15 protein-coding genes are annotated in these 13,069 nt (G+C 49.2%); 5 read left to right on the forward strand and 10 right to left on the reverse strand.

Translation table 11 applies throughout. The annotated features are described in order from the left end of the window. Positions 1-78 precede the first annotated feature (78 nt). Genes ACFTRD_RS28125 through uptA form a run of 3 tightly spaced genes read right to left on the reverse strand, consistent with a single transcriptional unit; the run spans position 79 to position 1,904 of the window. A complete protein-coding gene (locus ACFTRD_RS28125) occupies positions 79-711 on the reverse strand; it encodes an MBL fold metallo-hydrolase (protein WP_192270751.1) in 633 nt (210 codons plus the stop codon). Positions 712-717: 6 nt separating this feature from the next. Then, positions 718-1,287: a thioredoxin family protein gene (locus ACFTRD_RS28130; RefSeq protein WP_379385774.1), complete on the reverse strand. Its 570-nt coding sequence runs from the start codon at positions 1,285-1,287 to the stop codon at positions 718-720. 2 nt (positions 1,288-1,289) lie between these two features. Beyond that, positions 1,290-1,904 (reverse strand): undecaprenyl phosphate transporter UptA, encoded by a 615-nt coding sequence (uptA, locus tag ACFTRD_RS28135; protein ID WP_379385776.1) that lies wholly within the window; start codon positions 1,902-1,904, stop codon positions 1,290-1,292. 160 nt (positions 1,905-2,064) lie between these two features. On the opposite strand from uptA, the gene ACFTRD_RS28140 reads away from it, so the two are divergent. Continuing rightward, positions 2,065-2,412, forward strand: a complete 348-nt coding sequence (locus ACFTRD_RS28140; protein WP_192270757.1) for a dehydrogenase — start codon at positions 2,065-2,067, stop codon at positions 2,410-2,412. Between the two features lie 121 nt (positions 2,413-2,533). On the opposite strand, the gene ACFTRD_RS28145 is transcribed toward ACFTRD_RS28140, so the two are convergent. From ACFTRD_RS28145 to yyaC, 5 genes are all read right to left on the reverse strand, one after another. Beyond that, positions 2,534-4,738, reverse strand: a complete 2,205-nt coding sequence (locus ACFTRD_RS28145) for an O-antigen ligase family protein (protein ID WP_379386120.1) — start codon at positions 4,736-4,738, stop codon at positions 2,534-2,536. A gap of 344 nt (positions 4,739-5,082) precedes the next feature. Continuing rightward, a complete protein-coding gene (locus ACFTRD_RS28150) occupies positions 5,083-6,369 on the reverse strand; it encodes a class I SAM-dependent methyltransferase (RefSeq protein WP_379385779.1) in 1,287 nt (428 codons plus the stop codon). 82 nt (positions 6,370-6,451) lie between these two features. Then, positions 6,452-7,141: a DUF6483 family protein gene (locus ACFTRD_RS28155; protein WP_379385781.1), complete on the reverse strand. Its 690-nt coding sequence runs from the start codon at positions 7,139-7,141 to the stop codon at positions 6,452-6,454. A gap of 243 nt (positions 7,142-7,384) precedes the next feature. Beyond that, a complete protein-coding gene (locus ACFTRD_RS28160; RefSeq protein WP_379385783.1) occupies positions 7,385-8,176 on the reverse strand; it encodes an alpha/beta fold hydrolase in 792 nt (263 codons plus the stop codon). A gap of 83 nt (positions 8,177-8,259) precedes the next feature. Beyond that, positions 8,260-8,796, reverse strand: a complete 537-nt coding sequence (gene yyaC / locus ACFTRD_RS28165) for a spore protease YyaC (protein ID WP_379385785.1) — start codon at positions 8,794-8,796, stop codon at positions 8,260-8,262. Between the two features lie 160 nt (positions 8,797-8,956). Between yyaC and ACFTRD_RS28170 the strand changes: the two genes are divergently transcribed. After that, complete coding sequence (locus ACFTRD_RS28170; RefSeq protein ID WP_062325819.1) at positions 8,957-9,181, forward strand: DUF1128 domain-containing protein; 225 nt, start codon at positions 8,957-8,959, stop codon at positions 9,179-9,181. Between the two features lie 192 nt (positions 9,182-9,373). Here ACFTRD_RS28170 and ACFTRD_RS28175 read toward each other — a convergent pair whose 3' ends face one another. Then, entirely contained in the window at positions 9,374-10,099 is a 726-nt protein-coding gene (locus ACFTRD_RS28175) for a pirin family protein (RefSeq protein ID WP_379385787.1), read from the reverse strand. 136 nt (positions 10,100-10,235) lie between these two features. Further along, positions 10,236-11,255 (reverse strand): asparaginase, encoded by a 1,020-nt coding sequence (locus ACFTRD_RS28180; RefSeq protein ID WP_379385789.1) that lies wholly within the window; start codon positions 11,253-11,255, stop codon positions 10,236-10,238. 179 nt (positions 11,256-11,434) lie between these two features. Between ACFTRD_RS28180 and ACFTRD_RS28185 the strand changes: the two genes are divergently transcribed. The 3 genes from ACFTRD_RS28185 (at position 11,435) to ACFTRD_RS28195 (ending at position 12,994) form a co-directional block, all read left to right on the forward strand. Continuing rightward, a complete protein-coding gene (locus ACFTRD_RS28185; protein ID WP_379385791.1) occupies positions 11,435-12,130 on the forward strand; it encodes a phosphatase PAP2 family protein in 696 nt (231 codons plus the stop codon). A 134-nt stretch (positions 12,131-12,264) separates the two neighbouring features. After that, positions 12,265-12,522 carry a GlsB/YeaQ/YmgE family stress response membrane protein gene (locus tag ACFTRD_RS28190; RefSeq protein WP_053778976.1) on the forward strand — a complete coding sequence of 86 codons (258 nt, stop codon included), beginning with the start codon at positions 12,265-12,267 and terminating at the stop codon, positions 12,520-12,522. Positions 12,523-12,586: 64 nt separating this feature from the next. Further along, positions 12,587-12,994: a YtxH domain-containing protein gene (locus ACFTRD_RS28195; RefSeq protein ID WP_192270774.1), complete on the forward strand. Its 408-nt coding sequence runs from the start codon at positions 12,587-12,589 to the stop codon at positions 12,992-12,994. Positions 12,995-13,069: the final 75 nt, after the last annotated feature.

Below are 13,069 nucleotides of genomic sequence, written 5' to 3' on the forward strand. Positions count from 1 at the left end.
TAACGCTTGTAACAACTAATTGCTATTCTAATGAAAAAGTTGTCGCTTGTCCAGACTTTCTTTACATAAATTGTCGGATCATCTTGCAGATACGTAAGGATTATTCTTCTTCTCATAACCAATTGTCGTTTTGGGACCATGACCCGGATACACTTTGACCTCATCCGAGAAGGTGTACAGCTTGTTCTGGATCGAATCAATCAGATCCCGTTCACGGCCTCCGGTCAGATCCGTTCTGCCCACCCCCATACGGAACAGAACATCACCTGCGAACAGATCATCACCGCATAGCAGACTTACACTGCCTGGTGAGTGTCCGGGTGTATGGTACACTTTGAACGTCTGACCAATAAAGCTCAAAGTCTGCCCTTCGTCCATGGCATATTCAGCTGGATCTGTCGAAAGCGGCGGGGTAGCCTGCGGCCAGTTCAAAGAACCATTCAATTTCGGCGTCGTGAGCCAGTCACTCTCCAAGTCATGCAAATAAACGGGACAGCCTTTTAATTTGCGAATTTCATCGACACCGCCCATATGATCAAAATGCGCGTGAGTCAGCAGGATCGCTTCAATCTCCAGATCCTGAATGGCTTTGAGCAACGGGCCCGGATTCATTCCCGGGTCAATGATTACAGCTTTACCGGGATCATCCCCCTGCAAAAGGTACGCATTGGTCTGGAGCGGTCCCAATGAAAAGGTACGAATGTTTAGCATATCGGCTTAGTAACCCGAAATCAGTTCACGCAGCTCGCGAATAATAGCTGCATTTGACTCCGTTCCTTCCCCATAACGTTTCCCTATCTCTTGACGTGCAACAGCCAGATTATCCTGATAATCTGCGGCTTCACGGTCCGGATTGAGACGTTTGAATTCAATCATAACCTCCTGCACATGTTGTGGACGAGGCCCCCATTGGCCCAGCACATGTCCGCCTGTATCTGCAAAAATGACAACAGGGACAGAGCGTCCGCCCATCGTAAGGAACTCATCCATCACTTCAGGATGATTTTCCATAATAAGAACTTCTGTCGGAATGCCGGAGATTTCCAATGCCTGGAACACAACCGGAATATTGCGTACCACATCACCACACCAGTCAGCAGCCAGAATTAACACACGCAAATCATCGCGGTGATTCAAGCTTTCAAAAAATTCACGATCATCCTCGCTCGGCCATACAAAGTTGTCATAGTTTGCCTGAAATTCACTTTGGTTCTTGGTCATGCTCTCAATGAATTCTTTCGGCGGCAGGCCTTTACCGAATTTGTGAGACAAGTTTGGTTTTCCCATAACTAGACACTTCCCTTCTTTTTACGAACATTCATCCATTTAATCAGTACATAAATAATCATAAGTGCCAGAGCAACGAGCAGAATCGGCATAATATAAGGTGCCGCTTTTTCGTTGATATGTTGCCATTGATCTCCAAGTATCATCCCTAAATATATAAACAATGCAGACCAAGGTATAACAGCGAGGGTTGTCAGTAAAATAAATCGACCCGTATGCATTTTGGATATCCCCGCAGGAATCGATATGGCATGTCTTACGACCGGAACAAAACGCGCCGTGAAAATGACACCTGTACCATACTTGCGGAACCATTCTTCGGAATGGTCGATGTGCTTTTTCTGGATCAGTATGTATTTTCCGTAGCGTTCAAGTACAGGCCTTCCGCCATAACGGCCAATCCAGTAAATAAATAGCTGGGCTATGACACCGCCCACGGTACCAAAAATCATTGCACCGATAAAATTAATATGGCCTTGTGAAACGAGAAACCCCCCATATGCCAATACAATTTCACTTGGAATAACTTCAAGCATTAATCCAAGCATAATTCCAAAGTATCCAAGGCTCTGAATCCAATCGAATAATTGATTGATAATGTTATGAATAACGTCCATCTCGACCCTCTTTCTTCATCCTGATTGGCAGTGCCTCTCCGCACCATGGATGTTCGTCCCTATTTTATCACAGGCCTCTAGCTGTTGCTACTTCATCCATTTGGGATAGTGTCCCGAAGGCAGCGGTTCGCATATGGTATCGGGAGAGGAGCGTGAGAAGATGTCACCCAAATTAACACCCGGTACTCCCCCGGTAAAACATAACACTCCAGGCCAGAAACTGCCTTCCGCCCGCGGAATCCGCAGGGCTTGCAGCAAGGAGTTGTATCGAACTGCCAAAAAGCTAAAGGTATACATTTCGCCCGAACTGATGAAGCAGGCAGAAGAACTGTATTATGGTAAAGTCATCGCCAATCTGCTCTGGATCGGTGAACATCGGGATAATCGCAAGAAATTATGCGAATGGTGGAATGCCGATGTCAGTGCCGATATTGCAGCTCTATGGGGTGTGGAGCTGGAACCTCTGCAAGGAGCATTTCAGCAGGCTTTCGGCGGGTATCGCCTGTAGATTGGCGTAATGGATAGGTCGACAACAAGGTAATGGTCTTCATGTTGCTGAATCTGAGTTGTACCTGAGCTGAGGCTTGCTTGAGCTATACTTTGGTTGATCACTGCGTGAGGTCAAATATTCATGGACTCCGTCTGGTCAAATCTGAGGCAGACGGACCAGAAGCCAACATGCGCAGATTGCCCCCATGACGTAATGCTTCATCTTCAAGTCCAAAACGCCGATCATTTCTCTCTTGCCCTGCTGCCACTTCTTCAGCCAGCTGTCTATACCGTTCATATATTCGTACTCCGGCAGCAGCGGTCTGTTTTGCCCGATCCGTGTATCCTGCTGCAAGTTCCAGACGTGATGCTTTTTCCATACAATACAAAGCCAAAGACTGACTTGAGGCATCATAACGGTTCAAGGCGATGGATCGCTCAAAATATTCCCCAGCCTGCTCTCCCAGGCCGGATCGTGCAGCCCATTGACCTAACTCCTGATAGAGTTGAGGGTTAACCGGGGAATGGGACAGGCTTTTGAGCAATATGATCTCAGCTTCTTTCGCAGGCAGCATGCGTGACAGAGAGAGGACAATATCCGCCCTGTATGAATTGAATTTATGCGCCGAAGCAAGCAACGCCTTTTGCTCAGTGCTTCCTGCAGCTTTGGAAATGGCCAGACGATATTGATGTTCTGCGGCCCATTGGTGGCCGGCCAGCCAGGCTGTTCCGCCAAGCCAGAACAAGATGAACAATCCGGTTAGTATCGGAGACCACAGACTCAACTGGGGGGGAATACGGGGCCGTTTTTTGTAAACCTCGACATGCTGTTGAGGTTGTGACGAATGGGCCCAGCCCCCTATCCAAATAAACATCATCCAGAGGAAGGTGAAACTCCAGTCAAAGTCCATTGCGCCATGAAGTACAAAAATAAGAAAGACAGGCAATAGGTGAGGCGCAAACCTCCACATGGTCCGCAGGGTAAAAAGAAACCAACCCGCGATAAGCAATACACCGATCACGCCTGTATCGAGGGCGAGATCAAGGATGCCGTTATGAACCTCGCCTCCGACATAAGGCGAGGATTGGATGGCGCGAAACATGTTGCGCCATGTATCACCCCCGTGGCCCAGCCATGCGGCCTCGGTCCAGAGCTTCAGGGCGTCCCGCCACAGCTGAAGGCGGGACAGCCCTGTGCCGACACCAGCCGCCATGCGGTCGGCGGTGGAGGCCACGGCCAGGGCTGCGGCGGTGATTCCCGCCAGCCCCGTGGCCGTGAGGGCAGTGGCGCGCTCACGAGCGCCGCTGTGCCACAGACGGCACAGCAGCAGCGTGCCGAGCAGCGCAGCTGCCCATGCCCCGGCCAGGGCCAGCAGGCCGGGCACGGGTGCAGGCGCCAGCTGGGCAGCAGCCAGCTGGCGGTAAAGCCAGGCCGCGCACGCCAGTGGCGCGGCCATGGCCAGCAGCAGCGGCAGGCGGGCACCACGCCGCTGCAAAGCGAAGGCGGCGATCGCGGCGCAGCCGGTCGCCAGCCAGGCGCCGCGCGACTCGCTCAGCAGGAGCGCGGCTTGCGCGGGCATGAGCGGCAGCACTGCCGCGATGAGCCGCCCGGCCGACAAGGGCCGGGCCATGGCGCGCGCGGCGGCGGCCAGCCGCTCCAATGCGTACATGCCGACAACGGCGCCGTACGCATTGGGGTATTGCAGCAATCCGCCGAGCCGGGCTCCGGCGGAGCTGATCTCGGGGTCAGCGGTTCGCATGACCCCATAAGGCAGCGGCAGCACTCCACATGCGGCAAGCAAGCCGCTTAGCACAAGCAAGCTGCCTGCCATTTGCCAGCCGCAGGCAAACCATCTCGCTCCGTTCTCGCGTGAGGCCAGCAGCGCAGTAAGCACCGCAAATATCGCCAGCAGGCTCCAGCGCAGCATCTCATCCAGGCTGCCCTGTAAACTTACAGAACCCACCCATGCATGCAGGCCAAACCAGATGGCCATACCCAGCGGCCAGATGAACCAGTAGATATGGTTGTGACCCATTAACTGAAACACCGAATTTGTTTTATCATCACTTTCCACCCGCTGTGCAATCCTCGCAGGTCCATTCCTTTTCTGCAAAATGAGACATATGATCAACAGTATCCATGTACTCCCGGATGCCACCAGAATTAGGGAATATACGTCCGCAGGATAATACAGCCCCTTCTCCAGACAGGCGAGCAACAATAAGATACATGCGAATGCACCCAGTACGAGGGTCAATGCAGATCCCAATCTCCCCTCCCTATCAGAGTTGGGAGCTTTTAAACCCTTAACCCTCTCCCATGTGGCCGTCTTTTTCGATTCCATGCGCTCCACTTCTCTACCTCCTTTCTCTTTTACTTTTACAGAGCAACTTCCGGCCTCCCTCATCAGAAAAACAAAAAAGGCAGAAGCTCCCGTTCATAGGGTCTTCTGCCTGATTTACATTAGGCGTTGAACTGCTTTTTTTGAAGCACTATGGCAAAAACTGTGCATTACATGAATCTTCCTTGATGGGACCCTCGTACCAGTATGTCCCGTCAAAGAGGATGGCAGACGATTTGCTTCGATCCCCAAGTACAAACCATGCATCTGTACCTCAATCTTTTTTACCATCTACCATCCAAATATCATCCATCTTTTCATAACCATTCGCCTGAACCCCACCTAATTTAGCAATGATCGCAATGGGTCGAATCATTGACGGCTTCTTTAATGGATTCACCAGTGGAAGTGGCCTGGTTAGAGTCTGCTACCGTGTTCTGCACGGCTTCTACTGGATGGGTACCGCCCGGAAGCAAATCGGCGCATGCTCGCTCCAAATAAGGATCTGCATGAATGAAATCACGGAACGCGGTATATTCGTTCCACATGTCAGCTGTTTGGCCTGCCTGGCCGCGTACTGCACGGATCAAAATATTCTTCGGTGTATGTTCCATATCGATAAATTCCAGCAACTGCGTTTTGTATCCCATCAGATCGAGCAGTTTAGCCCGGATAGCATCCGTTGCCAATGCAGAGAAACGTTCCTTCAGAATACCATGCGACAACAACGGATTCATCACAGTAGACTCAATCTGGTCAAACAGCTCATGCTGGCAGCACGGTACAGAAAGAATGACCGAAGCCCCCCAACGAACGGCTTTCTCTAGTGCGGCATCGGTAGCTGTATCACAGGCATGCAGCGTCACGACCATATCCACTTCGTTTAGTTCATCGTAATCGGCAATGTCTCCGACTAGAAACTTCAAATCACCATAATGAAGCTTGTTCGCCAGATCATTGCAATGTTCGATGACATCGGCCTTCAGATCGAGCCCAATAATCTGGAGTGATCTGCGCTGCTGTACGGACAAATAATGATATAAAGCAAAGGTCAGATACGACTTTCCGCAGCCAAAATCAACAATGGTGAGTGGGCGTTCCTCCGGCAAGTGGGGAATGACGTCCTGCACCATTTCGAGGAAACGGTTGATCTGCTTGAACTTGTCATACTTGCGTGCCAGCACACGACCTTCTTCATTCATGATCCCCAGCTCAACCAGGAACGAAACGGGAACTCCCTCTTCCAGCACATATTGCTTTTTGCGATTATGCGAGAGGTCCACCGCAGTCTTGGAAGGGGATTTGGTCAGTATGGACACTTTATATTTTTTGCTGATCAATATTTGATAGTCTGCATCTGTTGTACAGAGCAGCCCTTGACGAAACGTCTCTTCGAATAGCAAAGTCATGCGTTCTGCCGCTTCAGCCGGAGTCAAATTCTCGTGCAGCACTTTGTTGTTATAATGAAATGCGAATTGATAGTGTAACTGGTTCTTCAGCGTTACCGGCTTGACTTGCACTTTGGTATACGAGACATTGTCCCGTCTGCGCAGCTGGCTCCAGGTCGCTGAGATCAGCGAATTCTGTTCAAAGATGTCTTGTATAAGCTTTCGCAATGAATCCACGGGGTACATCTCACTTTCGATTTGGTTTGGTCAACCGTTACCATACCACAATTCCGTTCCCTCTCCAAGTTAAGGCGCATATTCCAATCCGTTAACGGCTCAGCTCATCAAGCCCCTCTTCCACTTCCTCACGGGGCAGCCCCCCTTCTTGCAGCTGCTGGTCTTCAAGCAGTATTAATCTTTCGTAGAATGCCTGCACATCATCGCGATAATGAACGGGATGTTCATCGTCTACCTGCAATAGTCTGTACCAGCTGTTCTCTGCCTGATCATAACGCCCCTGCTGTTCCCGATACAATGCAAGCTGTTTTTCCGTTCGTGCAGGCAGTTCATATCCTCTAATTTGCTCTAATATCCCTTCGACTCGACCCGGGGCATCCAGCAGCTTCGGATTGGCCCCATTGTGGAGTGCATACAGATAAAAGTGAAGTGCTCTCATCAATCGAATAAGTGCTTCATCCTCTGACTCCAGCTTTTCTTGGTCGTCTATGCCCTCTACTTTGGCCTTTTCATGATATATATATGCCTCTTCCTCAATAAGCCTGGCGGCTTGCTGCAGATTGTCCACTTCTATGACACCACGAAAACGGAACATTTCAATGACATCCTCCGCAGGCAGTGAGTTCAGCAAAGATAAATTTAAGCCAAACTGTCTACGCAGCAGCTCGTCCAGTTCGGACAGAGCCTCCGTATGTTTGCGCTGTTGTTTGAGTGTAAATACTTTGCCGATCGCTTCGGTCATTTCCTCCATCATGCGGAGCAGATAATCTTTCCTGAACATCCTAAATGCCCCCTCATTGTTCGATCAGTATACATCCCAGTTTCATTTTCATGATCCATTCTCATTATTTTAATTCATGCCATGACAAAAAGCCAAAACACGGCTTCATCCATGCTCTGGCCAGTGACCAATATAACATAACCCCTGCTGTTCATGAGTGAACGCTGCAGGGGTACATGCAGGTGCCAAATGATCCCTAGCGTAGGCTAAGTCATCGGACCCCCTATTTATATTCCAAAAAAATCACTTCGATAATCCCGTCAAAAATGCTTTAATGACCCGAACTAATTCTTCCGGAGCTTCATACATGCTCATATGGCCTGCTCCAGGAATCACGGCTTGCACGATATGCGGTTTGTCACTTGTAAATGTACGTTCCGGCGGAATGACGGCATCCTTCTCTCCGGCAACCAGCAGAACCGGCAGCGGCGTAGCAGACAATACATCACGGCGATCCGGCCGTTCCCTCATAGCCAGTGCAGCACCCGCCGCCCCTTGCGGCGCAGTCTGATAACCAATCTCTTTCACACGAGTGACTTGTGCCGATAACGACTCCACATGTTCTGGTGCAAACAGTCCAGGAACCAATCCGTCTACAAAGTGGACAATCCCCTCCGTTTGAATAGTAGACACGGCGCGGAGTCTTTTCTCCTTGCCTTCTTCACTGTCCGGATATGCTGTGGAATGAATCAATCCGAAGGCGTTCAGTCGTTCCGGATGACGCTGTGCGATGGAGAGTGCAATATATCCACCCATGGAGTGTCCCAGCAGGACGGCCTTTTCCACCTTCAACTCGTCCATTAATTGCAATACGTCATTGCCCATCTGATCGATGGTATATGTACCTACAGGTGCATCCGTTTTACCATGTCCACGCAGATCGGGTACGATGCAACGATAGGATCGTGCAAGCTCAGGTACAACTTCATCCCAGTAAGACGAACTGCCGCAGTATCCGTGGAGCAAAATGAGTGCTTCTCCCTTACCTTGTTCGGCATAACAAATCGTCGTTCCGTCACACATCACTTTTTCCATATAAATCCCTCTCTCTGCGCGAATTAAATTAATTTCAAGTTGTATATTATTAAGCCTACATCTCATTAATGAAACGAATATTTTTATTCCAAGGCTTCGACAACAGCCTCAGCAATCGTTCGGGACATACCCATAACGAAATGAAGGGAGGTCATCTGCAGAATGGAATAAGGTCTGGGGCCATTGGCATTGACTACGGCCGCCACGCTATAGTGCCCTACCGGAGGCAGCTTGCCTTTAACTGATTTGGCCGGAACAAGTGCATGATCCGCGAGATAATAAGTCCCTGCTGCCTGTTTCGGACCCAGACAGGCATCGATGGCGATGATGGCATGATGGGACGGGACCAGCGCCAGCCTTTTCTCCAGCGAATCTGCATCACAAGGTGAAGCCAGCGTCCCCACGACGTGTTTTACTCCGTGCTCCTGTAGCAAACTTCCCGTCAGAGGACCCAGTGCATCCCCTGTCGAACGGTCCGTCCCGATACATACAAAGGTGATTTCATGCGGTGAATGAAGCTGAACGATTTTTTTGAAGAATACGACCAAGTCTTCACCTTGGACACTTCTGCCGGTTTCCCTGCTCTGGTGTCGGACCATTTCCCGCTTATACAATGACAATCTGTCTTCTCCCCTTCTCACCTGTACTCCCTACCAAGATTTATTTGTTGTATTCCTCATTTTACCCGAAGCTCCGATTCCCCGCAAAAGCATTGGCCTGGGCTTGTCCAATCATGATACAATAACAACAGTTTCCGATACGGAAGGGATGGACATAACGATGGATTTAACACAAGCAAGCGCAGCCAATATGGAATATATGATTGAAGCGATTAAAACCAAGTTGCGGATGGCCAGTGGAGCTGCCATGCAGGCTTCTGCTTTCCCACTCGACAAGTATGAAGATCTGTTTGATCTGTATGAGATGGTTCTGGGCAAGGAACATCTGAGTATCTCTGAAGTCGAAGCTGTTGCTTCCGAACTGGGTAAACTCCGCAAGTCTTAGAGCGACATTGCTCATGGACTTTTGTCAACCCTTTGATGAAGGCATACTAGAGAAACCCGCACAAAAGGACCTGTTCTCCACATTACAGTGGACACAGGTCCTTTTGTGCGTTCTTATTTTTCAAGACTGCCCGTATAGTACAGACTGCGTCATGCTTTAAGGCATATTCATCGGTTGGCTATCCCTCTGTCATTAGGGCAAATCAACCAGTACAAATTCAGCGGACTCGCTGCCTGTAGCTGTAATTTGCAGATCACAACTTTTGCGAATTCGCGCAGCATCTCCCGGCTTGAGATTGAAGTTGCCATCCGAGCATACGATCTCGATATGACCACTGATCAGAAAGAGATGTGTACGCCTATCTTCATGTTGAGGGTACATTAATTTTTTCCCGGATTCCAGTTGAGATAAATAGCAAGTCACATCTTGTGAGATAGGCAATGCTCCCTCTGCTCCTTCGCCCCCTTGTCCCGAAACAATCGGACAAAGACGGTTCAGATTCTCCTGTTCCTCTATACGACGATTGGTATACGAGGGCTTCAGCATGCGTTGGGATGGCAGAAACCACATCTGCAGGAAACGTACAGGTTCATCCTCGGATGGATTAGTCTCTGAATGCTCCACCCCGGTACCCGCACTCATGACCTGAACCGTCCCCGGTTCCAACAATTGTTCCGTTCCCATACTGTCCGTATGTTTCAGCGTACCAGAGATCACATAACTAACAATTTCCAAGTCATGATGCGGATGTCGCTTAAAGCCTTCCTGCGGCATCAGCGTGTTGTCATTATGAGCCAATAAACAACCAAAATGGGCATTGCTTGGATCATCATAGTCCGCAAAGGAAAAGCTGAATTCGCTGTGTATCCAACCTCGATCCGACGTGTGCCTTTCTTCCGATGTCACTACTTTAATCATGTTCATCCACCTCCAAGGGTTTAGAGCTGCCACACCTTCGCAGCAGTTCATGCGTGTATATTTAGAATTTATAGATCAATACGTATGTCATCTTTACCCGCAGCCTGGAAATTCTAATCACGCCCCTTGCTTATGGTTATAGGCTTTCTTCAGGTGAGTGAAGCTTGAATTCGCTGTCTGCTCGCCCCACGACTTTACCCGCGTCGTTCCGAATGTCAGGTGGGTATACTTCTGCCAATCGTTCAATGGTTTTCCGATTGTTATATCCGATCTGCTCCAGGATGGATTGGGCAATCCAAGCCCATTCTTCTTCCGAACCGTCAAGTACTTTGAATGAAATTCCAAGACGTTCCCTTTTCAGGGCAAAACCAAACACACCCTTGAATCCGCCCTTGGCAACAATGTTGCTATCTTCAAGCAGCACCGAATCCACACGCCCTGTCCCTCCTACCATTAGAGGATATTCGTGCATGGCTGCAGTAATGGTCTCTACCGCAGCACGTGTAGACGAATCTTCGATCAGATCCGGACAGGCAAGCTTCAGATATGCATTCGACAATGCCGACAACGGCAACGAAAATACCGGAAAGCCGCAGCCATCCGTCCCCAATTTAATCTCTCTCTCCTCAATACCTGCCATATAAGCCATCGTCTCCAAAATTTCACGTTGCACTGGATGTTCTGGTTCAGCATAAGTGCCCAGATCGGCCTGTTTCATCTGAGCGTAACCAAGAATACCCAGATGTTTCCCCGAACAATTGTGCAGGATACGACGCTTCTCTCCTTGACCACGCAGCCATTGGTTCCGGCTTTCTTCATTTAGAGGATAACTTGGTGCACAGATCAGGCACTCTTCTCCCAATCCTATTTTGCTTTCCAACTGCTCCAAAACTTGAATATGCATCGGTTCCGATCGGTGCGAAGAAGACATGATCGCAATCTCCTGAGCTGTCAGACCATAATGTCCGGCAATACCTGCACGAATCCCTGGAATGGCCTGAAAAGGTTTGGCAGATGAACGGGTAAACGCTCTAAAATGTGGATCTCCGGCTGAATATACAATATTGCCGTTCTCATCCGTAATGCTTATGTGTCCGTAATGGGCGCATTCCATAACGCCTGCACGGTATTCTTTAATTAACAGGGCACTCTCCATGCGAGTTCTCTCCTTTATACTCCCGAATTCATCTCTGCTTTGCGTCACGACGCCGCATGGGATATCTTAAATAGTATAGTACAAAAACGACGTTTTTACAGTTTTTTCGACAGTCCATCCGGGTAATCTTTTATCAAACTCTACCTACCCGATCCCCATACTGAAGGAGATACTCATCTATGCTGCACAAAACGTATTCATCCTTATCCGGGCCATATCGCAAAGATCCGATACGCCACCTGCTCATCTGGGCCGGTGCTGGAATTATAGCCAGCGCTTCGGTTGTATTTATATTGGCAGCTCTGGGAGCGTTACTGGGCACCAATATGATCATTTCATTGGATAACCAGATCCAGCAATTGTTCTATCTGAACTCGGAATCACGTCTTCAACTGTTTCCGTTCATTTCATTCATTACTGCCCTTGGCTCATTCAACATTTCAGCCATGGCAGCACTCGGCTTCTGTATACTCTTCCTGTTGCAACGACGTCCCCGCTTCCTCATATATGGATATGCGTTATTAAGCAGTTTTGCCATGATGTGGATCGTCAACACCTTATTGAAGGAAATATTCAGGAGGGGCAGACCTGAGCTGGATCATCTGTTGGTCGTTCACGGATACAGTTTTCCCAGTGGACATGCGATGATTTCGATGGGTTTTTACGGAATGCTCTTTGTCATCTGGACGCTTGAACGGCACCAACGGGCATCTGGAATGGCTTTGCCTGTCTTCTGTGGAATGTTGTTCATATTCCTAATCGGTATCAGTCGTATCATGCTGGGGGTACATTATCCAACCGATGTCTTTACTGGATTCGCCGCTGGTCTGGCTTGGATCTTCTGCATGGTTAAAGGGATAAATCGCGCTGTCTGAAGAATGACATCTTCCCATTTCCAGTTCGTTCATCCTCACTTTGGTTGTTTCACCTGGAAGCCCCGCGTTTATATACGAAGTAAGCAAACGCGAACAGACTACATCCTACATCAAGTATAAAGGAGGCGGTTGTTATGTGGGGTATCATTATCAGCATTGTGATGGCAGTCATTATCGGTGTAATCGGTGATGCACTTGCTGGTCACAACATGCCCGGGGGCATTATCGGTGCAATGATTGCCGGATTTGTCGGAGCCTGGCTGGGAGCACTCTTGCTTGGCAACTGGGGGCCGGTCATTGGTAACTTTGCCGTGATCCCTGCCATCATTGGAACAGCACTCTTTGTCTTTTTGCTGGGGCTTGTGTCCAGACTGTTCAGACAGGCTGCCTGATCGGTCAACAAGGTGTCGTTGTTTCGTTATCCGTTTCTTAAATTTGAAGAAGGAGTGATTTGACATGAATAAAGCAGAAGAACAATATCCTGTACAAAGCGGTTCAACTTTCGCCAAAGGAATTTTCATTGGAGGTTTGCTTGGAGCAGCCGCAGCGTTACTCTTCGCCCCTAAACCCGGACGCGAATTACGTGGTGACCTTTCCGAGAAAGTCGGCATGGTTACAGATCGTACGAAGGAAGTTGCAGCCGTTGTAGGCGATAAAGCCTCCGAACTGGCTAAAACCGTTTCTTCCAAAACTTCTGATATTGCGAAAACGGTAAATCAAGGCCGCAATGACGTTATGGAATCCGTGAGAAAAGCTTCGGCTGATGTAGCGAATGAAGCTTCCAAAGCATCGGACGAAGTGGCTGCCGCTTCCGTAGAAGCAAAGGAAGATACACGTAAAGAATTGAACTCGACCAGCTTGTAAGGCAGGTTATCGAGTAACCAATAGCCAGCTGGAATACAGCTGGCTATTTTTTATCCACTGCGATTAGAGGAGGAA

Origin of the sequence: Paenibacillus sp. NPDC056933 (assembly GCF_042674385.1) — a bacterium.
Lineage (GTDB): Bacteria > Bacillota > Bacilli > Paenibacillales > Paenibacillaceae > Paenibacillus.

Bases quoted from the DNA above. Each gene is read 5' to 3' on its own strand.
- ACFTRD_RS28125 (WP_192270751.1), bottom strand. From the start codon at position 711: ATGCTAAACATTCGTACCTTTTCATTGGGACCGCTCCAGACCAATGCG.
- ACFTRD_RS28130 (WP_379385774.1), bottom strand. From the start codon at position 1,287: ATGGGAAAACCAAACTTGTCTCACAAATTCGGTAAAGGCCTGCCGCCG.
- uptA (WP_379385776.1), bottom strand. From the start codon at position 1,904: ATGGACGTTATTCATAACATTATCAATCAATTATTCGATTGGATTCAG.
- ACFTRD_RS28140 (WP_192270757.1), top strand. From the start codon at position 2,065: ATGTCACCCAAATTAACACCCGGTACTCCCCCGGTAAAACATAACACT.
- ACFTRD_RS28145 (WP_379386120.1), bottom strand. From the start codon at position 4,738: ATGGAATCGAAAAAGACGGCCACATGGGAGAGGGTTAAGGGTTTAAAA.
- ACFTRD_RS28150 (WP_379385779.1), bottom strand. From the start codon at position 6,369: ATGTACCCCGTGGATTCATTGCGAAAGCTTATACAAGACATCTTTGAA.
- ACFTRD_RS28155 (WP_379385781.1), bottom strand. From the start codon at position 7,141: ATGTTCAGGAAAGATTATCTGCTCCGCATGATGGAGGAAATGACCGAA.
- ACFTRD_RS28160 (WP_379385783.1), bottom strand. From the start codon at position 8,176: ATGGAAAAAGTGATGTGTGACGGAACGACGATTTGTTATGCCGAACAA.
- ACFTRD_RS28170 (WP_062325819.1), top strand. From the start codon at position 8,957: ATGGATTTAACACAAGCAAGCGCAGCCAATATGGAATATATGATTGAA.
- ACFTRD_RS28175 (WP_379385787.1), bottom strand. From the start codon at position 10,099: ATGATTAAAGTAGTGACATCGGAAGAAAGGCACACGTCGGATCGAGGT.
- ACFTRD_RS28180 (WP_379385789.1), bottom strand. From the start codon at position 11,255: ATGGAGAGTGCCCTGTTAATTAAAGAATACCGTGCAGGCGTTATGGAA.
- ACFTRD_RS28185 (WP_379385791.1), top strand. From the start codon at position 11,435: ATGCTGCACAAAACGTATTCATCCTTATCCGGGCCATATCGCAAAGAT.
- ACFTRD_RS28190 (WP_053778976.1), top strand. From the start codon at position 12,265: ATGTGGGGTATCATTATCAGCATTGTGATGGCAGTCATTATCGGTGTA.
- ACFTRD_RS28195 (WP_192270774.1), top strand. From the start codon at position 12,587: ATGAATAAAGCAGAAGAACAATATCCTGTACAAAGCGGTTCAACTTTC.